This is a genomic window from Aquabacterium sp. T101, from assembly GCF_057219775.1.
This window is the reverse complement of record NZ_JBXVVZ010000002.1, coordinates 206,159-232,940: the sequence shown is the minus strand read 5'-3', so window position 1 is coordinate 232,940 and position 26,782 is coordinate 206,159. Positions and strand designations below refer to the sequence as shown.

The window sequence follows — 26,782 nt, the reverse complement described above, 5'->3', positions numbered from 1 at the left end:
TGCGTTGCCCTCGGCTCAGCCCGGCGTGCGCGCCGGCAGGATCAGGAACGGGTCGGCCTCGCGGCCCTGGTACAGCGCCTCGACCAGCGCGGCGCGGTGCTGCAGCACCGCGCGCTGGTTGATCGAGCCCTTGTCGGTAACCTCGCCGCGGTCGATCGATGGCGGCTCGGCCAGCAGGTGCAGCCGTGCCACGCGGCTGGCGCTGCCGGTGGCGTCGCGCCAGAGCCGGTCGGCCAGCGCCTGGAAGAACGCGCGCACCGCGGGGTGGTGCAGCACCTCGGGCAGCGGCGTGCCGGCCGGCAGCCCGGCCAGGCGGCGGCACTCGTCGGCGCGCGGGAACAGCAGCGCGCCGACTTCGTCGCGGTTCAGGCCGGTGATCACCGCGTCCTGCACGCAGGGGTCGCCCGCCAGCACGATGCGCGCGCGCAGCGGGCCCACGCTGACGAAGGTGCCGGTGGACAGCTTGAAGTCTTCCGCGGTGCGGCCGTCGAACAGCAGGCCGCGCTGCGGGTCGGCCGGGTCGATCCACTTCACCGCGTCGCCGGTGCGGTAGAAGCCCTCGTCGTCGAAGGCCTCGGCCGTCTGCTGCGGGGCGCGCCAGTAGCCGGGCATGACGTTCGGGCCGCGAAAGCGGATCTCGGTCTTGCCGTCCACCGGCACCAGCTTGACCTCGACGCCCGGCACCGGCAGGCCGATGTGGCCCGAGGCCACCGCGGTGCCCACCGCGAAGGTGCACGACGGCGCCGTCTCGGTCATGCCCAGGCCGGTGATCACGCGCACGCGCTCGCCGACCGCCGCCTCGGCATGGGCGTGCAGCTTGTCCCACACCGCCTGCGACAGCGCGGCGCCGGCGAACATGATGGCGCGACAGCGCGCGAACAGCGTGTCGCGCAGTACGGGGTCGGTGTCCATCGCGGTGGCGATCTCCTCCAGACCCTTGGGCACGTTGAAGTACACCGTGGGCGAGATCTCGCGCAGGTTGCGCAGCGTCTCGGCGATGCCGGAGGGCGTGGGCTTGCCGTCGTCGATGTAGAGCGTGCCGCCGTTGTAGAGCACGATGCCCACGTTGTGGCTGCCGCCGAAGACATGGTTCCACGGCAGCCAGTCCACCAGCACCGGCGGCTCGTCGGCCAGGAAGCCCAGGCACTGGCGCAGCATCTGCTGGTTGGCGCACAGCATGCGCTGCGTGGTGATCACGCCCTTGGGCGCCTTGGTGGAGCCGGACGTGAACAGCAGCTTGGCGATGGTGTCCGCTCCCGTGGCCGCGTGCGCGGCGTCCAGCGCCGGGCCCGGCACGGCGGCCAGCAGCTGGTGGAAGGCGATCGTGGCGCGGCCCTCGACACGGCCCTCCGTCAGCACCACGGGCACTTCGGCCGGCACCACCGCCGCGATGGCGCGCGCGTAGGACGCGTCGGACGCGAACACCAGACCCGGCGTCGTGGTGTCGACGATGTGGCGCAGCTTGCCGAAGTCCTGCGACACCAGCGAGTAGGCGGTGGACACCGGCACATACGGCACACCGGCCCACATCGCGCCCAGCGCCAGCGTCAGGTGCTCGAGGTCGTTGCCCGACAGGATGGCCAGCGGCCGCTCGGCGCTCACGCCCAGGTCGAGCAGGGCCTGGCCGACGCGGCGTGCGCGGTCGAGCATCTGCGCGTAGCCGATGCGCACCCAGGCGCCGCCGCGGTCGCGCCGCGCCACGAAGGTGCGCTCGGGCGCTTCGCGCGCCCATTGCTCGAGGCAATCGGTCAGCCGGGCCGGATACCAGCCCAGAGGCTCCGTGGACTCGACCTGCATGCTGCCGTCGGGCCGCGCCTGCACGCGGGCCTGCACGCAGCCGCCGACGCGCGCGTCGCGGTAGCGCGGCGCGCTCATCGGACCCCCCTTCGCGCCGGGCGCTTCGGGATTCGCGCTGGGGAGCGGCCCGGCGCGCTCATTGCGACTTCACCACCTTGCCGGCGCGGCCTTCGAGGAAGGCGCGCAGGCGGTCCTGCGCCTCGGGCGTGCTCTCGGCCACGGCGGCCATCAGCGATTCGGTGAACAGGCCCTCGCTCTGGGTCTGGTCGGCGATGCGCGGCAGCGCGTGCATGACCGCGAAGTTGCTCATCGGCGCATTGGCGGCCACGCGCTCGGCCAGCGCCAGGGCCTTGGCCAGGGCCTCGCCCTCGGGCACGAGGTACTGCGTCAGGCCCACCTGCACGCCCTCCTGGGCGTCGAGCACGCGGCCGGTCATCATCAGGTCGGTCATGCGCGCCACGCCCATCAGGCGCGGGATGCGCGCCGAGCCGCCGCCGCCGACGAAGATGCCGCGCTGACCCTCGGGCAGGCCGTAGTAGGCGCTGGCGTCGGCCACGCGCAGGTGGCACGACGCGGCCAGCTCCAGCCCGCCGCCGACCACCGCGCCGTGCAGTGCTGCCACCACCGGCACGCGGCCGAACTGGATGGCGTCGAACGCGGCATGCCACATGCGCGAGTGCAGCACCGCGCTGTGGATGTCGCGCTCGACCAGCTCGGACAGGTCCAGCCCGGCGCAGAAGTGGCTGCCTTCGCCGCTGATCACCGCCGCATGGATGCCGTCCGGGATGTTGACGAAAACGGTGTGCAGCTGCTGGATCAGCGGGTCGCTCAGCGCGTTGCGCTTGGCCGGGCGGTTCAGTCGCACGTGCAGCACCCGGCCGGCCAGGCTCACCTGGAGCAGGTCGAGCGCGCCGAGCAGGCCGGTGGCGGGGGTGGTCTGGAGGCTCATCGCAGGCTTGCCCGGGCCGGGCATTTAGTTCTAGAATAAAATCATTATGCGCAGACCGCTGACTGCATGCAAGCAGGAAATCGGTCTGATTCTGCTTTCGATGAGAAAGCGTCTGCCGCCGCCCGGGGCCCCGCGATGAACACCGCCGACCTGATCGCCATCGACGTCCACACCCACGCCGAGGTGTCCTGCTGGAACCCGTTCGACAACTACGGCGAGGAGTACGACCGCGCCGCGGACAAGTACTTCGGCAGCAACCGCCGGCCGACCATCGAAGAGACGGTGGCCTACTACCGCGAGAAGAAGATCGGCCTGGTGATGTTCACGGTGGACAGCGAGGCCCAGCTCGGCCGCCGCCGCATCCCCAACGAGGAGATCTGCGAGGCCGCGCGCCGGAACTCGGACATGATGATCGCCTTCGCCTCGATCGACCCGCACAAGGGGAAGATGGGCGCGCGCGAGGCGCGCCGCCTGATCGAGGAGCAGGGCGTGCGCGGCTTCAAGTTCCACCCCACGGTGCAGGGCTTCCTGCCCTACGACCGCATGGCCTGGCCGCTGTACGAGGTGATCGCCGAGTACAAGCTGCCGGCCATCTTCCACAGCGGTCACAGCGGCATCGGCAGTGGCATGCGCTGCGGCGGCGGCCTGCGACTTCAGAACAGCAACCCGATGCTGCTGGAGGACGTGGCGATCGACTTCCCCGACATCCAGATCGTGATCGCGCACCCGAGCTGGCCGTGGCAGGACGAGGCGCTGTCGCTGGCGCTGCACAAGCCCAACGTGTGGATCGACCTGTCGGGCTGGAGCCCGAAGTACTTTCCGCCCCAGCTGATCCAGTACGCCAACACGCTGCTGAAGGACCGCATGCTGTTCGGCAGCGACTACCCGCTGATCACGCCCGAGCGCTGGATGAAGGACTTCGACGAGGCCGGCTTCAAGGACAAGGTCAAGCCGCTGATCCTGAAGGACAACGCGATGCGCCTGCTCGGCCTGGGAATGCCGGCCGCGACCTGATCGCACCGCGGTGGTTGACAAGTCACCTTGCGGTGACTACAGTTAAGTCACTTAACGGTGACTTGGGAGTCGATCATGGACCGTCGTGCTTTCGTCCGCCTCGTCGGCGGTGGTGTCGTGATGGCCGCCGCCACCCCGCTGGCGGGGTGTTCCAGTGCCATCCCCCCCGAGGCCGTCGCGGCCTGGTCCGCCGCGGGCGCGCAGACCGACCTGCGGCGCTGGATCGTCGCGCACGCGATCCTCGCGCCGCACTCGCACAACCTGCAGTCCTGGCTGGTGGACCTGCGCACGGCCGACGAGATCTGGCTGCGCTGCGACCGCAGTCGCCTGCTGCCGGTGACCGACCCGCTCTCGCGCCAGATCATGATGAGCCAGGGCACCTTCCTCGAACTGCTGGTGCAGGCGGCGCGACAGCGGGGACAGCGCGCCGAGGTGACGCTGTTTCCGCAAGGCGCCTTCGACGATCGCACCGTCGACGACCGACCGGTGGCGCGCGTGCGCCTGGTGCCCGATGCCACGGCGACCCCGGACCCGCTGTTCGCCCAGGTGCTCCAGCGCCGCACCAACCGCAACGCGTACGACGCGGCCCGGCCCGTGCCGGCCGAGGCCTGGAAGGCCCTGGCTGCGGCCGTGGCCCTGCCCGACGCTGCCGCGCCCCTGTCCTTCGGCCACGTCGGCCCCGAGGACGCGGCCACGCTGCAGCGCCATCGCGACATCGCCAGCCGGGCCTGGAAGATCGAGATGACGACGCCGGCGGCGATGCTCGAGTCGTTCAAGGTCCTGCGCGTGGGCGCGCGCGAGATCGCGCAGCACCGCGACGGGCTGTCGCTGACCAGCCCGATGGTGGTCGCCATGACCCAACTCGGGCTGTTCGACCGCAGCCAGGCGCCGGCACCGGACAGCTTCGCCACCACCGGGCAGATCAAGGACTTCGACGCCAAGATCGCCACGACGCCGGGCTTCCTGTGGATCACGAGCGACGGCAACGAGCGCGCGACGCAGGTCAACGCCGGTCGCGCCTGGGTGCGGGTGCAGCTGGCCGGCACGGCGCTGGGCCTGGCGATGCACCCGCTGCAGCAGGCGCTGCAGGAGTACCCGGAGCAGGCCGTGCCGTACGCCGAGATCCACGCCCTGCTCGGCGCCCCGCGGCCGTCGCGCACGGTGCAGATGTGGGCGCGCGTGGGTTACGCCGAGCCAGTGGGGCCGGCACCGCGGCGCGGTCTCGACGCGCACCTGATCTGACTGCGATGATCGGGCGATGACCGATGCCGCCGCCGACCCGTCCACTCCGCGCTCGCGAACGCGCGACCGAGCCGCCACCGAGGAGCGCATCCTGGCGTCCGTCGGCACGGTGCTGGCGCGGGACGGCTTCGCCGCGGTCGGCGTGAACGCCATCGCCCGCGAGGCCGGCGTCGACAAGGTGCTGATCTACCGCTACTTCGGCGGCATGGCGGAGCTGCTGCAGGCCTGGGGCGCCAGCGGGCGTTTCTGGCCGCGTGTGGCCGACCTGCTGGGCAACGACCCGAAGGCGCTGCTGTCGCTGCCCATGGCCGAACGCTATGCGCGGTTCTTTGAGCACTTCGTGGACGAGCTGCGCGCGCGCCCGCTGACGGTGGAGATCCTCGCGGCCGAACTGACGCACCGCAACGAGCTGACCGCGATTCTGGAAGCCGAGCGCGAGGCCTGGGGCGCCGAAGCCTCGCGCGTGCTCGGCGGCCCCGAGTTCGCGGCGCGGCCGCACCTCAACGGCGTGACGCTGCTGCTGGTGGCGGGCGTGCAGTACCTGGTGCTGCGCAGCCGGCGCATCCGCGTCTTCGGCGGCGTGGACCTGCAGTCCGACGCCGGCTGGGACGAACTCAAGGCCGCGATCGCCGAACTGGCGAAGACCCTGTTCCCGCCGAAGCGCTGACGGCGCCGTGCGGCGCCGCGGCTCAGGCGGGCATGGCCGTGATCACCGCGCAGGCCACGCGGGCGCCCGAGTTGCCGGTGGGCTGGGTCTTGTAGTCGTCGGGTTGCGCATGCACGATCAGCCCGCGGCCGACGACGCTCGTGGCGCCGCTGCCCAGCGCGATGCCATGCGCGTGCAGGCGCACGTCGACCTTGCCCTGCGCGTCGGCCTTCAGCGCCGGCAGGTCGCCGGCGTGGTGCTCGCCCTGGCCGGGATGGCCGTGCGGCTTGCCGGTGGGGTTGAAGTGGCCGCCGGTGCTCATGCCGTCGCCGCTGCTGCAGTCGCCCTTCTCGTGGACGTGGAAGCCGTGCTCCTGGCCCGGCTTGAGCCCGCTCACGCGCACGTGCAGCATCAGCCCGCCCTCGACGGCATGGAACATCACGGTGCCGGCCGTGGTGTTGCCGCGTGTGGGTTCGAGCACCGCCCGGGCGCCCGGCGCCCCGTGATGGTGATGGTGCATGGCACCGCAGCCCCCGAGCAGCAGGGCGCTGCCCGCAAGGGCGACGACACGCAGGGAAAGGATCGGACGCATGGCGGGCCTCCAGTAGGCGTTGGCTGAGGAAGGGCCATGCTACGACGCCTGGCGTGCTTGTCCATCAAGGGATGCACGCCAGGCCGAGGCGTTGCGCGCCTGCTCAGGCCTGCCACACGCCGTAGCCCGCCTCGCGCAGGCCGATCGCCAGCTCCACTTCCATCTCCCGCGCGGCCTCGTAGGGCATCGGGTTGTACACCTCGTACAGCTGCGGCAGCAGGCGCAGGCCGTACTCGCGGACGAAGCGGTTCGCCTGCACGCCGGCCTTGTGCCGGTCGAAGCGCAGGTCGGGGTCGAGCCCGGTCATGCCGACGTAGACGAAGGGCTTGCCCAGCTGCCAGTCCGGGTTCGCCTTGCGGAAGCCCGCCTCGTTCCACACCCGGTCGGACAGCTCGACCACGTACACATGGTGATGATGGCGTGCGGCGCGACGCGGCATCGAGCGAGTCTAGCGATCGACGCGGCGCGACGGGCGTCCGGCGATGATCGAGAATGGCCCGCCGGGTCGACACCGGCGCCCCACGACTCACGACGAGGAAGCACTGCCCATGAAGACACCACCACCGGCCGCGAAGGCCCTGCTGGCCACGGTGACGGCGATGCTGCTGGCGCTGCCGGCGGCGGCGCAGACCTTCCCGGCCAAGCCGCTGCGCTGGATCGTGCCGAGCGCGCCGGGCGACGGCTCGGACATCACCGGCCGCATCATTGCCGAGCGCGTTTCGCGCGAGCTGGGGCAGCCGGTGCTGATCGACAACCGGCCCGGTGCCGGTGGCGTGGTGGGCTCGGAAGCGGCGGCCAAGTCGCCGGCCGACGGCTACACCATGATCGTCGGCAACGCCGGATCGCACGGCATCAACGCGGCGATCTACACCAAGCTCAACTACGACGTCGCGCGCGACTTCGTGCCTGTGGCGCTGTTCTGCACCGCGCCGAACGTGATGGTCGCGAGCCCCGGCACGCCGGTGAAGTCGGTGGCCGAGTTCGTGGCCTATGCCAAGGCCAATGCGGGCAAGCTCAACTACGCCTCGGGCGGCATCGGCAGTTCCTCGCACCTGTCGGCCGAACTGCTCAAGAGCATGGCCGGCATCGAGATGACCCACGTGCCCTACAAGGGCGCCGCGCCGGCGGTCAACGCGGTGCTGGCCAACGAAGTGAACGTGATGATCGGCAATCTGCCGCCCTGGCAGGGCCACCTGAAGGCCGGCAAGGCGCAGGCGCTGGCCGTGACCACGGCCACGCGCCATGCCGGCCTGCCGGACGTGCCGGCGCTGGCCGAGACCTTCCCCGGCTTCGAGACCGTGGCCTGGTTCGGTCTGCTGGCGCCCACGGGCACGCCCAAGGCGGTGGTCGACCGCGTCAACCAGGCCGTGAACACGGCGCTGGCCGACCCCGCGGTGCGCGAGCGCATCGCCGCCACCGGCTGCGGCCCGAGCCCGCTGTCGCCCGAGGCCTGGGCCACGCGCGTGCAGGCCGACATCGTGCGCTGGAAGGCGCTGGCCAACGAGCGCAACATCCGCGCGGACTGAGCCACGGCGGGAGTCCGCGATGCCCGGCCAGATCACGTCGCTTCGCTGCGAGGTCCTCAACGTCTCGCCGAAGACGAACTGGACCTTCGTCGCGCTGCAGACGAGCGACGGCGACCAGGCCTGGGGCGAGGCGTCGCTCAATGCCTGGGAGCCGATGCTGCGCGGCGCGTTCGAACTGCTCGAGCGCCAGCTCGTCGGCCTGACGCCGGACGCCGCGCACGCGGCCCTGACCGTGTCGCCCCATACCCCCGGCGGCCTGGTGCAGGCCACGGCCGTCAGCGCCACGCAGCAGGCCCTGCTGGAGCTGACGGCCCGCGCGCACGCGCAGCCCTGGCACGCCCCGCTGGGCCGTCTGCAGCGAAGCCGGCTGCCGGCCTACGCCAACATCAATCGCGCCACCGTCGAACGCACGCCGGCGGGTTTCGTGGCCACGGCGCAGCGGGCTGCGGCACTGGGGTTTCGCGCCTTCAAGGCTGCGCCCTTCGACGGCGTGACGCCGGCCACCTGCGCCAGCGCCGAGGGCCGGCAGCGCACGCGACACGGCATCGAGTGCCTGCTCGCGCTGCGCGACGCCATCGGCCCCGACGCCCGCCTGATGGTCGACTGCCACTGGCGCTTCGACGAGGCCCGCGCGTTGGACGTTCTGAAGGCGCTGGCCCCGGCCCGTCTGCACTGGTTCGAGTGCCCGCTGCCGGAGACGCCGCCCCACTGGCCCGCGCTGCAGCGCGTCCACCACGCCGCGCGCGAGCAGGGTGTGCTGCTGGCCGCGGCCGAGACGCAGATCGGCTGCGCCGGCTTCCAGCCCCTGTTCGACGCGGGCCTGGTCGACGTGGTGATGCCCGACGTGAAGTACTGCGGCGGCCCCTGGGAGATGCTGCGCATCGCCGAGCGTGCGCAGGCCGCCGGCGTGCAGTTCTCGCCCCACAACCCGACCGGGCCGCTGGCGTCGCTGCACAGCCTGAACGTCGCCGGGGTCGCACCCGAGTGCGACATGATCGAACTGCAGTTCGACGAGAGCCCGCTGTTCGAGGCGCTGATGCCCGGCCAGCATCCGGCGTTGGTGGACGGCAGCTTTGCCGTGCCCACGCAGGCTGGCCAGCGCGCCGGACTGCAGACCGCGCTGCTGGCTCGCCACCCCTACCAGCCGGTGCCGGCCGGGGTCGAGTCGCTGGCGGCGGGGTGATGTCGGCGCCGGGCATCGAGTCCTGGCCCGTCGCTGCATGAGTGCCAGCCCGCACATCATCGGGTGCGTGGTCCGGTCGCGGCTGGGCGTCTTGCGCTTCCGCTCCGACCGCCTCGGCGCATCGAACTGAACCCGCTCGACCGTCGGCGCCGGCGCCTGCGCAGCCGGTGCCTGCATCACCTGCGTCAGCCGCCACAGGTTCACCGGCACCGGCGCCAGGTGCAGCACCGGTACCGGCCAGAGATGGGCCAAGGCCGCGTCGGTGATGAAAGCCGCGTTGGCGCCCAGTGCCAGCCGGCGCATGTCGCTGCAGAAAAAGGTCAGTCACGTCAGGCCCGCGGCAAGCCAGCCAAGGGCGTTGGGCGGAAGAGGAAAGGCTTGCGAGTCCATCGCGCGCGCTACGGTGCGGAGTTCACAGCCGGAACCAGGCGATCAGCACCACGGTGGCGACGCACATCGCGGAGTTGCCGATGTTCACCAGCACCGCACGGTTGATGCGGCCGCCGTTGTGCTCGTACAGCCATGCCGCCATGGTGGCGTTGGCGCCCACCCAGATGAGCCACGTCAGCAGCGAGTGCTGGTCGGACTGGCCGCTTTGCCAGATGCTCACCAGGGTGGGCAGGTAGGCCAGCACGCGCACCGAGTTGAACAGCGTGAAGGCCCAGGCCAGCAGCGCCAGGTAGGTGGCCCTCGGTGCGGGTGCGGTGGCGGCACTGCCGCGGCTGGATTCCATGGCGCCCGCGCTCAGTTCACCACCATCCAGACGCGGCTGAAGCCGTTGTCGGCCAGGCGCTGCGCCACGGTGGCGGCCAGCCGCAGGTCGGCCCCGCGCACGAGCACCGGAGCGCTGTTGGGCAGATTGCCGGCCGCCTGCAGGCCGTAGACGATCAGCACCGCCACGTCGGCGGCCTCGGCGCCGCAGCACCCCACCTCGGTGCTCAGTACCTCGCTGCCCAGGGTCCGCTCCAGCGCGGCGGCCTGAGCCGGTGTGGCATAGCCGGTGCTGCGGGTGCGGGCACCGGCGTCGACCGGCAGCGCGGCCGGCAGGGTCGGTGTGGGGTGGCCCTCGTCGTCCAGCAAGGTGGCTTGCGTCGCGGTGGCGGCACGCGCCTGCGGTGCCATGTCGGCGGCGATGTCGCCACCGCCGCCGCAGGCGGTCAGGCCTGCAGCGGCCACGAGCGTGAGGGTCGAGGCGAAAACGTAAAGTGCGTTCATGTGCATTCCCCTGTTGGTGTCGCTGCCCGTGCAACGACGGGGTCCACTCTCGGCATCCCCCGTTTCGTGGGCGTTTCGCGGCGGAACGCCGGCCGCGGCACGACAGAATCGCCTTTCGTGAACACCGACCGGGAGCCCCCCACGCTGTGCCTGCTGGGCGTGCCCACGCTGCGCGTGGGCGGCCGCAGCCTGCCGTTCACCGCGGAACGCCCGTTCCTGCTGCTGGCCCTGCTGGCCTGCCGCCGCGCGTGGGTGCGCCGCGACGAACTGGCCGACCTGCTCTATCCCGGTCGTGACCTGGCCGCAGCACGCAGCAACCTGCGCAAGGTGCTGCACCTCGCGCGCCAGGTGGAAGGCGTCGAGGGTCTGGAGCAGCAGGGCGATCTCTTGCGCTGGGCGCCCGACACCGACCTTGCCCGTTTCGAAGCCGCCTGCAGCGCCCAGCAGCACGAGCAGGCCGTGGCGGCCTACGGCGGACCGCTGCTGCTGGGCCTGGACAGTGCCTGGCCGGCGGAAGCGGCCGAGTGGCTGCATGCGGAGCGCCAGCGCCTGCATGCGCGCTGGCACGAGGCCTGCACCCGCCGACTGGACCAGCTGACCGCCGACCCCATGGCAGCCAGCGAACTGGCGCAGGCCCTGCTGCGCGCTGACCCATTGGACGACATCGCACTGCAGGCCCTGGGCCGCGCCCAGCTGGCGCTGGGCCGCCCAGCCCAGGCGCTGAGCCAGCTGCGTGGGTTCGAGCAGCGTCTTTCCGCCGAGGCCGGCCTGCAGCCGTCGGCCGCCGTGCGGGCGTTGAGTGAGGCGTTGCAAGGCAAGGCGGGCGCGCCTGAGCATTCCCCAGCGGGCAGCGCGCTGGTGGGCCGACGCCAGGAACTGGCACAGATCGCGCAGCGTCTGGCCGAACCGGGCTGTCGCGTGCTCACACTGCTGGGCCCTCCCGGCAGCGGCAAGAGCACCCTGGCCCGTGCGGTGCATTCCGCCCGGGGCGCCAGCGCCTTGTGGGTGGCGCTGGAGGACCTGCGCCAGGCCGACCAGGTGCCCGGCCGGATGGCCGCGCTCCTGCAACTGCCGCTGGAGGCCAGCGATGGCCCGTGGCTTGCGCTGGCGCGCAGCCTGGATGCGGCCGAGCGCCTGCTGGTGCTCGACAACGCCGAACACCTGGAGCTGGCCTCGGGCCTGGAGACCCTTCTGGCGGGCTGCCCCGGGCTGCGCGTGCTGGTGGCTTCGCGCGCTCCCGTCGGCGTGGCCGGCGAATGGCGGTTGCCCATCGCCGGCCTTCCCCTGCCCGACCTGGACGAGACCGACCCCGAGGTGCTGCGTGCCAACGACGCCGTGCTGCTCTTCGAACGCCGCGCGCGGCCGTTGGCGCCGGCCTTTGACCTGGCCGCCGAAGCGGCCGACGTGGTGCGTCTGGTGCACGAGGTCGAGGGGCTGCCGCTGGCCATCGAGCTGCTGGCCGCCTGGCGCCGGCTGATGCCGGTGCGCGAGATCCTGGCCGAGCTGGCTGAGTCGCTGGACCTGTTGGAGCCGGCCACGCCCAACGAACGCAGCGTGCGCGCCAGCTTCGCCAAGGCCTGGGCGCAGCTGGGGGCGCTGGAACAGCGCGTGCTCGCGCAGATGTCCGTGCTGCCCGGGCCCTTTTCTCGCGCCCAGGTGCGTGCGGTGCTGCAGGCGCCGCTGCCGGTGGTGGCGACGCTGTCCGACCGCTCGCTGCTGCGTGCCGAAGACGACGGACTGATCTCGCTGCACCCGCTGATCCGCCGCTGTGCGGCACCGCTGGCCACCGATGTGCCGGCATTGCGGGAGCGCCACGCGCGCGAACTGGCGCAGCGCCTGCGCCATGGTCGGGCCGCGGAGAGCGATGCGGCTCACTTGCAGGAGGCCTGGCGCTGGGCGCTCGATCGAGCCGACGCACCGACGCTGGAAGCCCTGGCGCGGCCGCTGCGGTGGATGGTCCGGCACCGCGCCGACATGGCGCAGCGCTGGCATCAGATGGACGCCGCCCGCGCAGCCCTGGAAGCCGTCCGGGGCGGGCCGTCGACGGCGGAATCGGCAACAGCCGAGCGCACCGTGGCGCGGGCCCTGCTGGAACTGGTGCTCATGCAGGGCCAGCTCAGCTATGGGCAAGGGCTGTTCGCACGAGCGATGGACGAAGCCCGGCAGGCCCAGGCGCGCGCACGCGAACTGGACGACCCCCACGGCCAGTGCAGCGCACTGGCCACCCAAAGCAACATCCACTGGCGGTACGGCCGACTGGAAGCCGCACTGGCCCACATCGACGAGGCCATCGCCATTGGCAAGGCGGCTGACGGGGCGGGCTCGCAGATCGCGGCCTTGTCGGACCGGGCCTTGATCCTCAAGGCCCTGGGCCGCTACGAACAGGCGCGCCAGACCCTGGAATCAGTGCTGGACGAGGTGCAGCGCCGGGGTCGGCTTCGCCACATGCTGTTCGTATGCATCAACCTGGCCAACCTGCTGCGCCTGATGGGGCAAGGCGACGAGGCGCTGCAGCTCCTGAACAAGGCCCTGCAACTCAGCCGGACGCCGGGTGACCCCACCGACGAGGCCTACGTTCTGACCAACATCGCCCGCATCCATGAGACGCAGGATCGGCTGGACGACGCCCGACGCTGGGCTCACCAGGCGGTCGTCTGCGCCCAGGAGCGCGGTGAGCCGGTCATCGAGGTTGCCGCCCTGCTGATGCGTGCCCGCCTGGTGGCCCTGCAGCGCGGCCATGCGGAGCAGGCGCTGAAGGACCTGTCGGTGGCCCTCGGCGTGGCGAACCGCGTCGGATCGAACCCGCTGCTGCTGGACTGCGTGGCCACCGCCGGCGTGGTGCTGGCGCGGACCGGGCGCCGTGAGGAGGGCCTGTCCTTCGTGCGCTGGGCCCAGCGCCAGACGCTCTTCACCCGTTCGGAGCGCGAGGATGCGGAGCGGTGTGTCGCGCCGATGCAGATCGACCCTGCCGAGGAAGCCGCCGCGTTGCGCCTGCTGCCACCGGAAACGCCCCTGGCCGATGTGCTGGCACGCCTGCCCGTCTGACCACTGCGGTCCGGCGGACGCTGCGTCGCCGCAGCGTCAACATGCGTCCACGACCGCTTCAGGATCGGCATCGGCCGTTCGGGGCGCGTCTAGACTTCAAGCCCCCTCTCCGCGGACCAACGCACCATGCGCCTTGCCCTGTGTTCGCTTGCGCTGCTCGCCACCACGCAGTTGCACGCTGCCCCGCTGACGCTCGCCACGCTGAAGGCCGGTGACCGCATCCAGCGGTTCGAGACCACGACCGTCTACCTCGACGCGGCCGACCGGCCGATGGGCGGCCGGTTCATGCACCGCCCCACCGGCTTCCAGCTCGACCTGTTGCAGATCGAGTCCGTGCCGCAGGCCTTTACGTGGGTCAAGTCGTTCGCCACCTCCGACCAGGGCGAGCCCCACACGCAGGAACACCTGCTGCTCCTGCGCGGCATCCGCGGCCGCACGCTGCAGACCAAGAAGGCGATGTCGCTGGCCAACAGCTCGGCCTACACCGAGACCTGGCGGACCAGCTACTTCTTCAACACGGCGGCCGGGCTGGACACCTTCTTCAATCTGTTTGCCGAGCAGCAGCGAGCGATGCTGCACCCCGACTACAGCGACGACGAGATCCGCCTGGAGGTGCGCAACGTCGGCGTGACCAGGAACCGCGACGGCTCCCTGCGGCTGGAGGAGAAGGGCACCGTCTACAACGAGATGGTGGCGTCGATGGCCAATGGCCCGTGGCAGGCCTGGCGCGCGCGGTCTCATGCGGTCTACGGGCTACAGCATGCGCTGTCGTACAACGCGGGCGGCGAGCCCGCCGCCATCCGCACGATGACGCCCGAGGACATCCGCCGCTTCCACGCCGCCACGCACCACCTGGCGAACATGGGCACGGTGGCCGCTTTCCCGAAGTCGGCGCCGCTGGACATGCTGCTTGCGCGCTTCGACCGCGTGCTGATGAAGGACGCACCCAGGGGCGGCCCGCGGCCGGCCGACTCGCTCGACAAGCTGCCGCCACCGGCCGGCGACCCTGAGGGCGCGCTGCGCATCTACGAGTACCCGAGCGTCAACCGGCAACAGCCCAGCCCCGTCTCCCTGGTGTGGCCCGCCACGCGCACGCTCGACGCCGGCGAGTGGCTGCTGGCCGACCTGTTCTTCGGCAACCTCGCGGGCGACGCCGGTACCAACCTCTACGCGCTGCTCATCGACGGGCGCACGCGCAAGCTCGACACCGGGGCACGCTCGGTCGAGGCGTCGGTCCAGGAGTGGGGCGGGCACCCGATCGCGATCGACCTCAACGACGTGCGGCCCTCGGCGATGAGCGACGACGGCCTGCGCTCGCTCCGCGCCGCGGTGGTCGACGAGATCCAGCGCGTGGCGGCGCTCGCCGACGGCTCGCCCGAACTGAGAGCCTTCAACGAACGCATGGCCAGTCGTGTCACCGAGCGCGAGCGGCAGGCCGTCAAGTTCCTGGGCACCCCGCCGGGATTCGGCGCCCGCAACGGCAGTTCGGCGTGGGCGGACCTGCTGATGCAGCTCGAGCAGTCGCCGGGCACCCGCAAGTCGCTGGTGATGAAGCCGGAGTTCGCTCGCGTGCGCGCGCTGCTGGCCAGCGACCGCAATGTCTGGCGCGAGGCGCTGGCGCGCTGGAAGGTCACCGGCGTGACGCCCTACATCGTCGGCGCCCGGCCGAACCCGGAGCTCATCTCGCGCGAACAGGCGGAGCGCGAGGCGCGGCTTCGCGAGGAGACCGAGAGGCTGAAGAAGCGGTACGGCACCGACGACGAGCAGCAGGCGCTGGCGCGCTACGCCGCCGAGGCCGAGGCGACCCTGGCGCGCATCGACGAGCGCACGAAGGTGCCGCCGACCCCGTTCGTGAAGTCGCCACCGATGACGCTGGACGACGGCCTGCAGTTCGAGACCTTGCGCGTGGCGCAAGGGGTGCCGCTGGTGGCGTCGCGCTTCGACAGCGTGACCGGCGCGCAGACCGGCATCGCCCTGCGCGCGGACGGCGTGCCGCGCGAGGAACTGCGCTACCTGTCGGTGCTGCCCGACCTGCTGACGTCGGTGGGGGTGATCGAGAACGGCCGACCGGTGCCTTACGAGCAGATGAGCGAGCGACTCAAGCGCGAGATCCTGGCGATGAGCGCCGGGTTCTCGACCAGCGTGCGCACCGGCCGCGTCGAACTCGTCCTGCGCGGCGCGGGCGTGGGCCTGGAGGAGTCGCGCCGCGCGATCGACTGGATGACGCTCGCGCTGCACGCGCCGGACTGGCGTCCGGAGAACCTGCCGCGCATCCGCGACGTCGTCGACCAGCAGCTCGGCGCGCTGCGCGGGACGATGCAGCGGTCCGAGGAGGCCTGGGTGCAGGACCCCGCGAACGCCTGGCGGATGCAGCGGCATCCGACGTGGCTCGCCTCGTCGTCGTTCCTGACCCGCACGCACAACGCCCTGCGGGTGCGCTGGCAACTGCTCGACCCGGCGCCCGGCGACGCCGACGCGCTGGCTACGTTTCTGACGCGGCTGGCCGACACCGGCCGTGCGCTGGACCGCACCCGCCTGAAGGAACTGCTCGGCCCCGACAAGGCCCCGGGTTGGGTGACGCTGACGGCGTCGCAACGCAAGCTGGCCGGCGAGGCGCTGCGTGACCTCGAACTGAGCCTGGCCGACATGCCCGACAGCAGCGTCGGTGCCGACTTCGCGCAGCTGACGCTGCTGCTGCGCGACGATCTGGCGATGCCGGCCGGCGAGGCGCTGGTGCGGCTGGACTCGCTTCGCCGTCGCCTCCTGCGCGCCGGCGGGGCGCGGGTGTTCCTGGCCAGCTCCCAGGAGATGCGCAACGGGCTCGTGCCGCAGATCGACGCCTTCGCGAAGCGCCTGGATGCGACGCCGTTCGCCGCGCTGCCCGCCGGCGGGGAATCGCTGATCGGTGCCCGGCTGCGACAGCGGGGCGCCGATGCCGCGCCCCAGCATGTCGGCCTTCTCGCACCCAACAAGCAGGGCGGCGTGATCCTGACCTCGGTCCCGTCCGTCCACTTCGCCGACGTCGGCGACAAGGACAAGCAACTCGACTTCCTGGCGACGCGGCTGTACGGCGGTGCCGGCTCGCACGGCGTGTTCACGAAGACCGTCGGCGCCGGACTGGCCTACAGCAACGGGCTGCGCGGCACCGTGTCGGCCGGCAGCGCCGGCTACTACGCCGAGCGCACGCCGGAGCTGCCGCAAACCGTGCGCTTCGTCGTCGACATCATCAGGAACGGGCAGCCGGACCGCGCACTGGGCGAGTACGTGATCGCGCAGACCTTCTCCGAGACCCGCTCTTCGCAGTCCTACGAGGCGCGTGCCGAGGGCATCGCTGCCGACCTGGCCGACGGTCAGCCGCCGGAGATGGTGCGCCGCTTCCGCAGTGCGATGCTCGAACTGCGACGTGACCCGAAGCTGATCGACAAGCTGTATGAACGCAAGAACCGCGTGCATGCACGGCTGTTGCCGGGATTCGCGACGAGCGGGCTCGATCCGGCCGGCAGCTTCATGGTCATCGGGCCCGACAAGCAGCTCGACGCCTGGGACCAGTACCTCCAGACCGCCGCCGCGCCGGGCTCGCGCCTGCAGCGGCTGTACGCCCGCGACTTCTGGATGCCCTGACGGCGGGGTGGCGCTGAGGTTCGATCGCCAGGCTCGGCGTCGGCCTCGGCGGGCCCGCGGTATCGGCGAGGGCCCCGGGGTCTAAGCCACGCGCACGCGGATCTCGCCCAGGCCGTCCACGCCGCCGGTCATCGTCTGGCCGCGCTCGACCTTGCTCACGCCTTCGGGCGTGCCGGTGAAGATCAGGTCGCCCGGGCGCAGTTCGAACAGCGTGGACAGGTTGGCGATCATCTCGGGCACCGACCAGATCAGCTGGTCGATGTCGCTGCGCTGGCGGTCCTGGCCGTCCACCTGCAGCCAGATCGCGCCGCGCGTGGGGTGGCCGACGCGCGACGCCGGATGCAGCGGCCCCATCGGCGCCGACTGGTCGAAGGCCTTGCCGATCTCCCACGGGCGGCCGGTCTTCTTCATCTGGCCCTGCAGGTCGCGCCGCGTCATGTCCAGGCCCACGCCGTAGCCCCACACATGCTGCAGCGCGTCGGCCACGGCGATGTCGCGGCCGGCGCGGCCGATGGCCACCACCATCTCGATCTCGTGCTGGTAGTCGCTGGTGAGCGTGGGGTAGCTCACCGTCACCGTCTGCCCCGGCGGCACCACCACCACCGAGTCCGCCGGCTTGCAGAAGAAGAACGGCGGCTCGCGTGTCGGGTCCGACCCCATCTCGCGCGCGTGCGCCGCGTAGTTGCGGCCGACGCAGTAGACGCGGCGCACCGGGAACAGGGTGTCGGTGCCGGCCACGGGCACGGCGGCCTGCGGATCGGGCGTGATGGAGAACGTCATGCGGGGCTCCTCGTCGTCCTCTGGGGGTCGTTGCGGACGCGATGATGACGCATCCCCGTGGTCCCCGAGTGCGTGAAACCCGAAGGCTGGCCAGCCCGGCCGACGCGGCAGGCCACTAGACTGCACCAGGCCGACGCCTGATGCCCCGATGACCCCCAGCCTGCCCCTGCTGACCCTGTCCAACGCCCAGATCGCGGTCGAGGCGGTGGCCACCGTCGCCTTTGCGCTGTCGGGGCTGATCGAGGCCGCACGCCGGCGCCTGGACGCGGTGGGCGTGTGCGTGGTGGCCGGGCTGGCCGCGTTCGGCGGCGGCACGCTGCGCGACGTGCTGCTGGACCGTCGGCCGTTCTTCTGGGTCGAGCATGCCAACTGGCTGTGGGGCCTGTTCGCGCTGTGCGTGGCGGCGATGCTGTTCCTGCGCCGGCGTCACCTGGCGCTCACCGAGCGCGCGATGCAGTGGCCCGACGCGCTCGGCCTCGGGTTGTTCTCGGCCGGCGGCACGCAGATCGCGCTGGCCTCGGGCACGCCGGCGCTGGTGGCGGTGCTGATGGGCGTGGTCACCGCGGCCTTCGGCGGCGTGCTGCGCGACATCGTCTGCAACGAGATCCCGCGCGCGTTCAGCGACCACCGCCCCTACGCGGTGTGCGCCTTCGTCGGCGGCTGGGTGCTGGTGGGGGCGCAGGCGTCGGGGCTGTCGGCCGACGCGGCGCTGCTGCTGGGCGCCGGCACCGCCACGCTGCTGCGGGCGCTGGCGCTGGTCACCGGCTTCACGCTGCCGGCGTGGCAGATCGGCGAGCCGCGCGACCGCGACCGCTGACGTGCGGCTGCCGAACGGCTACACGCGCTCGAGCACCAGCGCGATGCCCTGACCCACGCCGATGCACATGGTGCACAGCGCATAGCGGCCGCCGCTGCGGTGCAGCTGGTTCACCGCCGTGGTGGCCAGCCGCGCGCCCGACGCGCCGAGCGGATGCCCGAGCGCGATCGCGCCGCCGTTGGGGTTGACGCGCGGGTCGTCGTCGGCCAGGCCCAGGTCGCGCAGCACCGCCAGGCCCTGCGCCGCGAAGGCCTCGTTCAGCTCGATCACGTCCATCTGCGCCAGCGTCAGGCCGGTGAGCGCCAGCACCTTGCGCGTGGCCGGCGCCGGGCCGATGCCCATGATGCGCGGCGCCACGCCGGCGGTGGCCATGCCCACCACGCGGGCGCGCGGCGTCAGCCCGTGCCGTGCGGCGTCGGCCTCGCCGGCCAGCAGCAGCGCGCAGGCGCCGTCGTTCACGCCGCTGGCGTTGCCGGCGGTCACGCTGCCGTCGGGCCGCACCACGCCCTTCAGGCGCGCCAGCGATTCCAGGCTCGTCTCGCGCGGATGCTCGTCGCGGCTCACCACCAGCGCGTCACCCTTCTTCTGCGGGATCGTCACCGGCACGATCTCGGCGTCGAAGAAGCCGGCCTGCTGCGCCGCCACGGCCTTGGTCTGTGACGCCAGCGCCATGCGGTCCTGCGCCTCGCGCTCGATGCCGAACTGCACGGCCACGTTCTCGGCCGTCTCGGGCATCGAGTCGACGCCGTACTGTTCCTTCATCAGCCGGTTCACGAAGCGCCAGCCGATGGTGGTGTCGTACACCGCATTGCTGCGCGAGAAGGCGCTCTCGGCCTTGGGCATCACGAAGGGCGCGCGGCTCATGCTTTCCACGCCGCCGGCCACCACCAGCCCGGCCTCGCCGGCGCGGATCGCGCGCGCCGCGGTGCCCACCGCGTCCAGGCCCGACCCGCACAGCCGGTTGATGGTGGCGCCGGGCACGCCCTCGGGCAGACCGGCCAGCAGCAGCGACATGCGCGCCACGTTGCGGTTGTCCTCGCCGGCCTGGTTGGCGCAGCCGAAGAACACGTCGGACACGGCGGCCCAGTCCACCCGGCGGTTGCGCGCCACCAGCGCGCGCAGCGGCACCGCGCCGAGGTCGTCGGTGCGCACCGACGACAGGGCACCGCCGTAGCGGCCGAAGGGGGTGCGAACGGCGTCGCAGATGAAGGCGTGGTTCATGGGCACCAGGGGTTGGGGGTTCAGGACGCCGCGGCCGCGCGCTGCAGCCAGGGGCTCGCTCGATAGCGCTCGCCGCGGTAGTGCGCGTCCAGCGCGTCCAGCAGCGCCAGCACTTCGGCGGCGCTCCAGCGCGCCAGCCATTCGAACGGGCCCTGCGGGTAGTTCACGCCGAGCTTCATCGCGGCGTCGGCGGCCTCGGGCGTGCACACGCCCTGCTGCACCGCGTCGGCGGCCTCGTTGACGAGCATCGCCACGGTGCGCGCCACCACCAGGCCCGGGGCGTCGGCCAGCGGCAGCGGCGAAAAGCCCAGCGCCGCCAGCCAGGCCGGGGCCTGCGCGCGCCACGCCGCGCCGGCACCGGGCGCCACCGCGTAGGCCAGCGCCGTGCCGGCGGCGGCTGGCAGCGCCAGCGGGCGGTCGAACAGCGCCACGTCGCGCACGCCGATGGCGGCGCTGACGGCGGCGGCCGTTCGGCCGTCGGTGAGCATCAGGCGCGCGCCGTCGATCGACAGGCCGGTCCAGCCGCTGTCGCGCAGGCGCGCCGGGCCCCAGCCCTGCGCCTGCAGCGCCTGCGTGGCGGCCTGCTCCAGCGCGTCGGCGATCGGGCCCGCGCCGTGCACCGTCACCTCGCCCGCCGTGGCCGGCGCGTCGTGCAGCGCCACCGGCAGCGGCGGCACGCCGGCGCCGTCGGTGCCGTAGCGGTAGAAGCCGCGGCCGCTCTTGCGGCCGAACAGCCCGCCTTCGACCATCTCGCGCTGCACCAGCGACGGCAGGTAGCGCTTGTCCTGGAAGTTGGCCTCGTACACCGAGCAGGTGACGGCGAAGTTGGTGTCGTGGCCGATCAGGTCCATCAGCTCGCACGGGCCCATGCGGAAGCCCGCGGCGCGCAGGCACGCGTCGAGCACCTGCGGCTCGGCCGCGCGCTCCAGCAGCAGCGCCAGCGTCTCGGCGTAGAACGGCCGGGCGATGCGGTTGACGATGAAGCCGGGCGTGGAGCGCGCATGCACCGGCACCTTGCCCCAGGCGCGCGCCAGCTCGAACACCGCCTCGGCCAGTGCCGGCTCGGTGTGCAGACCCGACACCACCTCCACCAGCTTCATCAGCGGCACCGGGTTGAAGAAGTGCATGCCGACCAGGCGGCCCGGGTGCTGCAGGCCGTTGGCGATGGCCGTGACCGAGATCGACGAGGTGTTGGTGGCCAGCACGCAGCGCGGCGACACCAGCGCCTCGATGTCGCGGAACAGGCCGCGCTTGAGCTCCAGGTCCTCGACGATAGCCTCGATCACGAGCCCCACGTCCTGCAGGCCTTCCAGGGCTTCCATCGGCGTGATGCGCGCCAGCGCGGCGCTGGCCTCGTCGGCGCCCAGGCGGCCCTTGGCCACGAGGCTGGAAAAGGTGGTCTCGATGCGCGCCTTGGCATCGCGCGCCGCGCCGGGCCGGGTGTCCACCAGGCGCACCGCATGGCCGGCCTGCGCCGCCACCTGCACGATGCCCGCGCCCATGATGCCGGCGCCCACCACCAGCAGGGGCGCGTGTCGGAGGTCGATGCTCATGAACCGGGGTTCCAGGAAGGCGGCCGCTTGGCCAGGAAGGCGGCGAAGCCTTCGCGCGCCTCGTCGGTGCCGCGCACGCGGGCGATGGTCTGCGCCGTCAGCTCGCGCACCTCGGGCGTCACGGCGCCCACCTCCAGCTGCGCGAACAGCTGCTTGATCTCGCGCTGGGCCTGTGGCGCGCCGGCCAGCAGGTCGTGCACCACGGCGTCCACCGCGGCGTCCAGGCCGTCGGCCGGCACCACGCGGTGCACCAGCGACATCGCCAGCGCCTCGGCCGCGCCGATGCGTTCGGTGGTCAGCGCCAGACGGCGCGCCTGGCGTTTGCCGACGGCATTGGTGAGGTAGGGGCCGATCACCGACGGCAGGATGCCGAAGCGCGCCTCGCTGACGGCGAAGCTCGCGTTGTCGGCGGCCACCGCGATGTCGCAGGCGCAGGCCAGGCCCACGCCGCCGCCGAGCGCGGCACCCTGCACGCGGGCCACCACCGGCTTCGGGCAGCTGTCGATGCGCGCGAGCATGCCGGCGAAGCGGCGAGCGTCGGCCACGTTCCAGTCCAGCGTCGCCTGGGACGCGCGCTGCATCCACTGCAGGTCGGCGCCGGCGGAGAAATGCTTGCCCTCGCCGGCCAGCACCACCACGCGCACCGCGGCGTCGCCGGCCAGCGCCGCGAAGGCGTCGTCCAGCGCGCCGATCATGGCCTCGTCGAAGGCGTTGAACACCGCCGGCCGCGCCATGGTGACCCACGCCACGCCGCCGTCGCGGCGCTCGGTCCGCACGCTGCTCATGCCGTGCATTCGGCCGAGCAACCCAGCTTCCCGCCACGGATCCGGCCAGGCCGGTCCGTCGGCGGACGGCCCCCTCGGGGGGCAGCGAGCGAAAGCGAGCTCGGGGGCGCCATCAGTAGGTTTCGAGGTGGAGCCGACCCTGGCTCTTGAGCTGCGCCGCGATGGCGTCCCAGTCGAGCCCGGCGCCGCGCGCGATGTCCTGCAGCGCGCGCACCACGCCTTCCTCCATCGCCTTGAGGCCACAGACGTAGAAGTAGGCGTTGGTATCGGACAGCAGCGCCACCAGGTCGGCGGCGCGCTCGCGCATCGCGTCCTGCACGTACTTGCGCGGCTGGCCGGCGGTGCGGCTGAAGGCGAAGTTGATGTCGATGAAGTCCTTCGGCAGGTTCTGCAGCGGGCCGAAGTAGGGCAGTTCCTCGCGCGTGCGCGCGCCGAAGAACAACATCAGCTTGCCGCTCTCGAACTTGCCCGACTGGCGCAGGCGCCGCCGCCACTCGGTCATCGCCCGCATCGGCGCGCTGCCGGTGCCGGTGCAGATCATCACGATGTGGCTCTTCGGGTGGTTGGGCATCAGGAAGCTGGCGCCGAACGGCCCGATCACCTGCACCTTGTCGCCGACCTGCAGGTCGCACATGTAGTTGCTGGCCACGCCGCGCACCGGCTTGCCCTGGTGGTCCTCCAGCACGCGCTTGATGGTCAGCGAGACGTTGTTGTAGCCCGGGCGCTCGCCGTTGCGCGGGCTGGCCACGCTGTACTGGCGCGGGTGGTGCGGCCGGCCCGACGCGTCGGTGCCGGGCGGGATCACCGCGATGCTCTGGCCTTCCAGCACGGGGAAGGGCATCGCGCCGAAGTCCAGCACCACGTGGTGCGTGTCGTACTCGCGGCCGACCTCGGTGACGCGCACGTTGCCGGTGACGGTGGCCACCACGTGCTTGTCGGCCGCCTTGGGGCCGTAGAGGTTGGTGTAGGCATGCGCCGCGCTCCACGGCGGCAGCGTGGCGCCGTACTGCGCGCTGCTGAAGGCGGGCCCGGTGCCCGGCTCGGCGTGCGCCGCGGCCGACGGGGCCGGCGCCGCCGCGGGCGGGGCGGCGTCGCCCGCCGCCGCGCCCAGTTCGTCGGGCGCCAGCTCGGCCGGCAGCGTGTCCCAGGTCAGCTGATCCGCCACCGAGTAGGCGCGCACCTTCGGCATCGTGCGCCAGTTGTCGATGCTGCCCGTGGGGCAGGGCGGCACGCAGGCCATGCACAGGTTGCACTTCTCCGCGTCGACCACGTAGTTGCGCGAGTCGTGCGTGATCGCCTGCACCGGGCACGTCGCCTCGCAGGTGTTGCACCGGATGCAGATCTCCGGATCGATCAGGTGCTGCTGGATCAGCCCAGCCTCAAGAGGTGCATTCATAGTAGGCAAAGCATCTCACACACAAAGGACGCCTTCCAGCGCCAAGAGCGCGCGTCGACCAGCAGACGCCGGTGACCCGGCTCCGCCGGTCCCCTGGCGTCGCCCCCCTGGTTCCTGAAAGGAACCCTCCGGGTTCCGGGGGAGCGGCGAAGCCGCAACGGGGGGGATCAGTTAAACCGGACGTACTCGAAGTTCACCGGCTGGCGGTTGATGCCGATGGGCGGCGGCGCGATCCAGTTGGCGAACTTGCCCGGCTCGACGACGCGGCCCATCAGGCTCGCGACGAAGGCGCGGTCGGCGCCGCTGGGCAGCCAGTCGTCGTGCTTGGCGGCCCACTCGGCCTCGCTCACCACGCGGCCGTCGGGCGACACCTTCACGCCGGCGAGCGCGCCGATGTTGCGGTGGAAGGCCTTGTGCGGCGTGGTCAGACGGAACGGAATGCCGGCCTTCTCGATCACCTTGTTCCAGCGGCCGACGCCGGCCACGCTGTCCTTGATGTAGTCGTCGCGCAGCACCTCGTTCAGCGCGTTGAGCATCGGCACTTCCTTCTCGACGAGCTGGCCCCCCACGGCCTGCAGCACGCGGTAGGTCTGGCTGCGCAGCTGGTGGTCGTCGGTGCGCTTGCCCTCTTCGAATCGGCCCTTCAGGCCCGTGCTGTAGAACGTGGCGGCGTTGCTCGACTCGTCGGCGCCGAACAGGTCGACCGTCACGCTGAAGTGGAAGTTCAGGTAGCGCTGGATCGTCGGCAGGTCGATCACGCCGGCCTCGCGCAGCTTCTTCGGGTCGTCGGTCTTGAGCTCGTTCATGGCCGCGCAGGTGCGCTGGATGACACGGCTGACGCCCGACTCGCCCACGAACATGTGGTGCGCCTCTTCGGTGAGCATGAACTTGGTCGTGCGCGCCAGCGGGTCGAAGGCGCTCTCGGCCAGCGCGCACAGCTGGAACTTGCCGTCGCGGTCCGTGAAGTAGGTGAACATGAAGAAGCTCAGCCAGTCGGGCGTCTTCTCGTTGAAGGCCTGCAGGATGCGCGGGTTGTCCTCCTGGCCGCTGCGGCGTTCGAGCAGCGCCTCGCCTTCCTCGCGGCCGTCGCGGCCGAAGTACTTGTGCAGCAGGTAGACCATGGCCCACAGGTGCCGGCCCTCTTCCACGTTCACCTGGAACAGGTTGCGCAGGTCGTAGTTGCTCGGCGCGGTCAGGCCGAGGTGGCGCTGCTGCTCCACGCTCGCGGGCTCGGTGTCGCCCTGCGTCACGATGATGCGGCGCAGATTGGCACGGTACTCGCCGGGCACCTCCTGCCAGGCGGCTTCGCCGAGGTGGTCGCCGAAGTGGATCTTGCGGTCCTTCTCGCCCGGGTTCAGGAAGATGCCCCAGCGGTAGTCGGGCATCTTCACGTGGCCAAACTGGGCCCAGCCTTCGGGGTCGACGCTGACGGCGGTGCGCAGGTACACGTCGTAGTTCGGGCTGCCTTCGGGGCCCATGTCGTCCCACCAGCTCAGGAAGCTCGGCTGCCACTGTTCGAGCGCGCGCTGCAGCGTGCGGTCCTCGCTCAGGTTGACGTTGTTGGGGATCTTCTCGCTGTAGTTGATGGTGCTCATGTCAGTCTCCGATCGATGCTGTGCGTGCGGGTCGTCAAACTCTGTTCCAGTCGAAGGCGGCCTTGTCGCCCTTGCCGTAGACCTTGAGCGCGCCCTTCTCGCCGACGGCGTTGGGGCGCTGGAAGATCCAGTTCTGCCACGCGGTGAGGCGGCCGAACACGCGGGTGTGCATGTTCTCCTTGCCGTTGAAGCGCAGGTTGGCTTCCATGCCGGTCAGCGCGTCGGGGCTCATGGCCACGCGTTCCTCGATGGCGATGCGCGTCTCGTCGCCCCAGTCGATGTCGTCCGGGTTGCTGGTGACCAGGCCCAGCGCGAAGGCGGCGTCGGCGTCCAGGCTCTGGCCGATGGCGGCGCGCACGGCGGCCATCTGCGTGGCGTCGTCGTAGAAGCGGCGGCCCAGGCGGGTCTGCTCGGTGGCCATCGGGTACAGGCCGAAGTTGGCATCGCTCAGCGTGATCTTCGGGGCCTTGGCCTCGTCGTCGGGCAGGGCGAGGTGGTAGCTGCGGTCGCAGGCCAGGGCCAGTTCGAGCAGGCTGCCGGCAAAGCACGAGCCGGGCTCGATCAGCGCGAACAGGCTGCGGCTGCTCACGTCCAGGCGGCTGAAGGTGCGGCGCAGGTAGCCCACCGTCTCGCGCACCAGCCAGTGGCCGGCATGCGCCTTCAGCGTGGCGTCCACGGCCAGCACGGCGGCGGCGTCACCCTGCGTCTTGACCAGCCAGGTGCCGATCTCGAGTTCATTGGTGCGCATCTGCAGGATGGCGTCTTCCAGTTCGCGCGCCAGCGCCAGCGGGTACCAGCCGGTGCCGGCCGCCTCGATGCCGGCCACGTCGGTCGGCTGGGCGCTCTGCGGGCCCTTCACGGTGAAGGTGGCGGTGCGCCGGCTGCGGTCGATCTCCACCGTGACATGCGGGTAGCGCAGCGCATCGGCTTCGATGGTGCGGGCCAGCGGGCCGAAGACCACGCCCTTGGCGCCGGCCGGCCGGTCGCTCTGCTGGGCCATCTGCATCGCACGCTCCTGCACCTTGGCGGCGAACGCGGCGGGCTTGGCGATGTCGTCGACCAGCTTCCAGTCCTTGGCCTTCTGGCCGCGCACGCCTTCGTTGGTGGTGCAGAAGATGTCGGCCAGGTCGTGGCGCACCTTGCGCTTGTCGGTCACGCGGGTCAGGCCGCCGGTGCCGGGCAGCACGCCCAGCAGCGGCACCTCGGGCAGGCTGACGGCGCTGCTGCGGTCGTCCACCAGGATGATCTCGTCGCAGGCCAGGGCCAGCTCGTAGCCGCCGCCGGCGCAGGCGCCGTTGACGGCGGCCAGGAACTTCAGGCCGCTGTGGCGCGAGGAGTCCTCCAGGCCGTTGCGGGTTTCGTTGGTGAACTTGCAGAAGTTCACCTTCCACGCGTGGCTGGAGACGCCCAGCATGAAGATGTTGGCGCCGGAGCAGAACACCTTGTCCTTGGCGCTGGTGACGACCACCGTGCGCACTTCGGGGTGCTCGAAGCGGATGCGCTGGATGGCGTCGTTCAGCTCGATGTCCACGCCCAGGTCGTAGCTGTTGAGCTTGAGCTTGTAGCCGGGGCGCAGGCCGGCGTTCTCGTCGAAGTCGGCGGCCAGCGTGGCGACCGGGCCTTCGAACTTGAGCTTCCAGTGCTTGTACTGGGACGGATCGGTCTGGTAGTCGACGCGGGTGGATTCGGTCACGGCGGGCTCCTGGTGATGCACTGTGCTGCCGGCGGCAGCGCCTGGGATGACATGCATGATAGTGCTTGAAATCCCGATGTCAACAGAAATCTGCACTTTTTTGCGTGTTGAC

Annotated in this window: 21 protein-coding genes; 8 read left to right on the top strand and 13 right to left on the bottom strand. The window is 71.6% G+C overall.

Going from position 1 to position 26,782, the window contains the following annotated elements:
* Positions 1-15: 15 nt before the first annotated feature.
* Together AC2EAQ_RS08160 and AC2EAQ_RS08155 are read right to left on the bottom strand one after the other, a co-directional pair.
* Positions 16-1,875: a feruloyl-CoA synthase gene (locus AC2EAQ_RS08160; RefSeq protein WP_484641934.1), complete on the bottom strand. Its 1,860-nt coding sequence runs from the start codon at positions 1,873-1,875 to the stop codon at positions 16-18.
* 58 nt (positions 1,876-1,933) lie between these two features.
* Positions 1,934-2,746, bottom strand: coding sequence for a crotonase/enoyl-CoA hydratase family protein (locus AC2EAQ_RS08155; protein ID WP_484641931.1), 813 nt, complete (start codon positions 2,744-2,746; stop codon positions 1,934-1,936).
* Between the two features lie 135 nt (positions 2,747-2,881).
* On the opposite strand from AC2EAQ_RS08155, the gene AC2EAQ_RS08150 reads away from it, so the two are divergent.
* The 3 genes from AC2EAQ_RS08150 to AC2EAQ_RS08140 all read left to right on the top strand — a co-directional run bounded on the left by AC2EAQ_RS08150 (position 2,882) and on the right by AC2EAQ_RS08140 (position 5,669).
* On the top strand, positions 2,882-3,760 hold the full coding sequence (locus AC2EAQ_RS08150) for an amidohydrolase family protein (RefSeq protein ID WP_484641928.1): 879 nt from the start codon (positions 2,882-2,884) through the stop codon (positions 3,758-3,760).
* Between the two features lie 75 nt (positions 3,761-3,835).
* Positions 3,836-5,002, top strand: coding sequence for an Acg family FMN-binding oxidoreductase (locus AC2EAQ_RS08145; protein ID WP_484641926.1), 1,167 nt, complete (start codon positions 3,836-3,838; stop codon positions 5,000-5,002).
* Positions 5,003-5,018: 16 nt separating this feature from the next.
* On the top strand, positions 5,019-5,669 hold the full coding sequence (locus AC2EAQ_RS08140; protein ID WP_484641923.1) for a TetR/AcrR family transcriptional regulator: 651 nt from the start codon (positions 5,019-5,021) through the stop codon (positions 5,667-5,669).
* Positions 5,670-5,691: 22 nt separating this feature from the next.
* Here AC2EAQ_RS08140 and AC2EAQ_RS08135 read toward each other — a convergent pair whose 3' ends face one another.
* Both AC2EAQ_RS08135 and AC2EAQ_RS08130 read right to left on the bottom strand, forming a co-directional pair.
* A complete protein-coding gene (locus tag AC2EAQ_RS08135; RefSeq protein WP_484641921.1) occupies positions 5,692-6,240 on the bottom strand; it encodes a superoxide dismutase family protein in 549 nt (182 codons plus the stop codon).
* Positions 6,241-6,343: 103 nt separating this feature from the next.
* On the bottom strand, positions 6,344-6,679 hold the full coding sequence (locus AC2EAQ_RS08130) for a hypothetical protein (RefSeq protein WP_484641919.1): 336 nt from the start codon (positions 6,677-6,679) through the stop codon (positions 6,344-6,346).
* A 109-nt stretch (positions 6,680-6,788) separates the two neighbouring features.
* Here AC2EAQ_RS08130 and AC2EAQ_RS08125 point away from each other — a divergent pair, with 109 nt between their 5' ends.
* Both AC2EAQ_RS08125 and AC2EAQ_RS08120 read left to right on the top strand, forming a co-directional pair.
* Positions 6,789-7,766 (top strand): Bug family tripartite tricarboxylate transporter substrate binding protein, encoded by a 978-nt coding sequence (locus tag AC2EAQ_RS08125; protein WP_484641916.1) that lies wholly within the window; start codon positions 6,789-6,791, stop codon positions 7,764-7,766.
* A gap of 19 nt (positions 7,767-7,785) precedes the next feature.
* Positions 7,786-8,949 carry a mandelate racemase/muconate lactonizing enzyme family protein gene (locus AC2EAQ_RS08120; RefSeq protein WP_484641914.1) on the top strand — a complete coding sequence of 388 codons (1,164 nt, stop codon included), beginning with the start codon at positions 7,786-7,788 and terminating at the stop codon, positions 8,947-8,949.
* A gap of 412 nt (positions 8,950-9,361) precedes the next feature.
* Here AC2EAQ_RS08120 and AC2EAQ_RS08115 read toward each other — a convergent pair whose 3' ends face one another.
* Both AC2EAQ_RS08115 and AC2EAQ_RS08110 read right to left on the bottom strand, forming a co-directional pair.
* Positions 9,362-9,682 carry a hypothetical protein gene (locus AC2EAQ_RS08115; RefSeq protein WP_484641912.1) on the bottom strand — a complete coding sequence of 107 codons (321 nt, stop codon included), beginning with the start codon at positions 9,680-9,682 and terminating at the stop codon, positions 9,362-9,364.
* A gap of 11 nt (positions 9,683-9,693) precedes the next feature.
* Positions 9,694-10,164 (bottom strand): hypothetical protein, encoded by a 471-nt coding sequence (locus AC2EAQ_RS08110; RefSeq protein ID WP_484641910.1) that lies wholly within the window; start codon positions 10,162-10,164, stop codon positions 9,694-9,696.
* Between the two features lie 117 nt (positions 10,165-10,281).
* Here AC2EAQ_RS08110 and AC2EAQ_RS08105 point away from each other — a divergent pair, with 117 nt between their 5' ends.
* On the top strand, positions 10,282-13,209 hold the full coding sequence (locus tag AC2EAQ_RS08105; protein WP_484641906.1) for an ATP-binding protein: 2,928 nt from the start codon (positions 10,282-10,284) through the stop codon (positions 13,207-13,209).
* A gap of 126 nt (positions 13,210-13,335) precedes the next feature.
* Positions 13,336-16,830 (top strand): hypothetical protein, encoded by a 3,495-nt coding sequence (locus AC2EAQ_RS08100; RefSeq protein ID WP_484641903.1) that lies wholly within the window; start codon positions 13,336-13,338, stop codon positions 16,828-16,830.
* An 81-nt stretch (positions 16,831-16,911) separates the two neighbouring features.
* On the opposite strand, the gene AC2EAQ_RS08095 is transcribed toward AC2EAQ_RS08100, so the two are convergent.
* Entirely contained in the window at positions 16,912-17,610 is a 699-nt protein-coding gene (locus AC2EAQ_RS08095; RefSeq protein WP_484641899.1) for a fumarylacetoacetate hydrolase family protein, read from the bottom strand.
* Positions 17,611-17,758: 148 nt separating this feature from the next.
* On the opposite strand from AC2EAQ_RS08095, the gene AC2EAQ_RS08090 reads away from it, so the two are divergent.
* On the top strand, positions 17,759-18,427 hold the full coding sequence (locus AC2EAQ_RS08090; protein ID WP_484641895.1) for a trimeric intracellular cation channel family protein: 669 nt from the start codon (positions 17,759-17,761) through the stop codon (positions 18,425-18,427).
* Between the two features lie 18 nt (positions 18,428-18,445).
* Here AC2EAQ_RS08090 and pcaF read toward each other — a convergent pair whose 3' ends face one another.
* The 6 genes from pcaF to boxC all read right to left on the bottom strand — a co-directional run bounded on the left by pcaF (position 18,446) and on the right by boxC (position 26,670).
* Positions 18,446-19,648: a 3-oxoadipyl-CoA thiolase gene (gene pcaF, locus AC2EAQ_RS08085; RefSeq protein WP_484641892.1), complete on the bottom strand. Its 1,203-nt coding sequence runs from the start codon at positions 19,646-19,648 to the stop codon at positions 18,446-18,448.
* Positions 19,649-19,668: 20 nt separating this feature from the next.
* Positions 19,669-21,201: a 3-hydroxyacyl-CoA dehydrogenase gene (locus AC2EAQ_RS08080; protein ID WP_484641889.1), complete on the bottom strand. Its 1,533-nt coding sequence runs from the start codon at positions 21,199-21,201 to the stop codon at positions 19,669-19,671.
* Complete coding sequence (locus AC2EAQ_RS08075; protein ID WP_484641887.1) at positions 21,198-21,986, bottom strand: enoyl-CoA hydratase-related protein; 789 nt, start codon at positions 21,984-21,986, stop codon at positions 21,198-21,200. The genes AC2EAQ_RS08080 and AC2EAQ_RS08075 overlap by 4 nt, the downstream gene beginning before the upstream one ends.
* 112 nt (positions 21,987-22,098) lie before the next feature.
* Positions 22,099-23,382, bottom strand: coding sequence for a benzoyl-CoA 2,3-epoxidase subunit BoxA (gene boxA, locus AC2EAQ_RS08070; RefSeq protein WP_484641883.1), 1,284 nt, complete (start codon positions 23,380-23,382; stop codon positions 22,099-22,101).
* Between the two features lie 167 nt (positions 23,383-23,549).
* Positions 23,550-24,977 (bottom strand): benzoyl-CoA 2,3-epoxidase subunit BoxB, encoded by a 1,428-nt coding sequence (gene boxB, locus AC2EAQ_RS08065; protein ID WP_484641878.1) that lies wholly within the window; start codon positions 24,975-24,977, stop codon positions 23,550-23,552.
* Positions 24,978-25,011: 34 nt separating this feature from the next.
* Positions 25,012-26,670 carry a 2,3-epoxybenzoyl-CoA dihydrolase gene (gene boxC / locus AC2EAQ_RS08060; RefSeq protein ID WP_484641873.1) on the bottom strand — a complete coding sequence of 553 codons (1,659 nt, stop codon included), beginning with the start codon at positions 26,668-26,670 and terminating at the stop codon, positions 25,012-25,014.
* Positions 26,671-26,782 lie beyond the last annotated feature (112 nt).

Coding starts and splice junctions, on each gene's coding strand:
- AC2EAQ_RS08130 (WP_484641919.1), bottom strand. CDS start 6,679: ATGCCGCGTCGCGCCGCACGCCATCATCACCATGTGTACGTGGTCGAG.
- AC2EAQ_RS08100 (WP_484641903.1), top strand. CDS start 13,336: ATGCGCCTTGCCCTGTGTTCGCTTGCGCTGCTCGCCACCACGCAGTTG.
- boxB (WP_484641878.1), bottom strand. CDS start 24,977: ATGAGCACCATCAACTACAGCGAGAAGATCCCCAACAACGTCAACCTG.
- AC2EAQ_RS08160 (WP_484641934.1), bottom strand. CDS start 1,875: ATGAGCGCGCCGCGCTACCGCGACGCGCGCGTCGGCGGCTGCGTGCAG.
- AC2EAQ_RS08150 (WP_484641928.1), top strand. CDS start 2,882: ATGAACACCGCCGACCTGATCGCCATCGACGTCCACACCCACGCCGAG.
- pcaF (WP_484641892.1), bottom strand. CDS start 19,648: ATGAACCACGCCTTCATCTGCGACGCCGTTCGCACCCCCTTCGGCCGC.
- AC2EAQ_RS08115 (WP_484641912.1), bottom strand. CDS start 9,682: ATGGAATCCAGCCGCGGCAGTGCCGCCACCGCACCCGCACCGAGGGCC.
- AC2EAQ_RS08155 (WP_484641931.1), bottom strand. CDS start 2,746: ATGAGCCTCCAGACCACCCCCGCCACCGGCCTGCTCGGCGCGCTCGAC.
- AC2EAQ_RS08135 (WP_484641921.1), bottom strand. CDS start 6,240: ATGCGTCCGATCCTTTCCCTGCGTGTCGTCGCCCTTGCGGGCAGCGCC.
- AC2EAQ_RS08110 (WP_484641910.1), bottom strand. CDS start 10,164: ATGAACGCACTTTACGTTTTCGCCTCGACCCTCACGCTCGTGGCCGCT.
- AC2EAQ_RS08090 (WP_484641895.1), top strand. CDS start 17,759: ATGACCCCCAGCCTGCCCCTGCTGACCCTGTCCAACGCCCAGATCGCG.
- AC2EAQ_RS08080 (WP_484641889.1), bottom strand. CDS start 21,201: ATGAGCATCGACCTCCGACACGCGCCCCTGCTGGTGGTGGGCGCCGGC.
- AC2EAQ_RS08095 (WP_484641899.1), bottom strand. CDS start 17,610: ATGACGTTCTCCATCACGCCCGATCCGCAGGCCGCCGTGCCCGTGGCC.
- boxA (WP_484641883.1), bottom strand. CDS start 23,382: ATGAATGCACCTCTTGAGGCTGGGCTGATCCAGCAGCACCTGATCGAT.
- AC2EAQ_RS08120 (WP_484641914.1), top strand. CDS start 7,786: ATGCCCGGCCAGATCACGTCGCTTCGCTGCGAGGTCCTCAACGTCTCG.
- AC2EAQ_RS08125 (WP_484641916.1), top strand. CDS start 6,789: ATGAAGACACCACCACCGGCCGCGAAGGCCCTGCTGGCCACGGTGACG.
- AC2EAQ_RS08145 (WP_484641926.1), top strand. CDS start 3,836: ATGGACCGTCGTGCTTTCGTCCGCCTCGTCGGCGGTGGTGTCGTGATG.
- AC2EAQ_RS08075 (WP_484641887.1), bottom strand. CDS start 21,986: ATGAGCAGCGTGCGGACCGAGCGCCGCGACGGCGGCGTGGCGTGGGTC.
- AC2EAQ_RS08140 (WP_484641923.1), top strand. CDS start 5,019: ATGACCGATGCCGCCGCCGACCCGTCCACTCCGCGCTCGCGAACGCGC.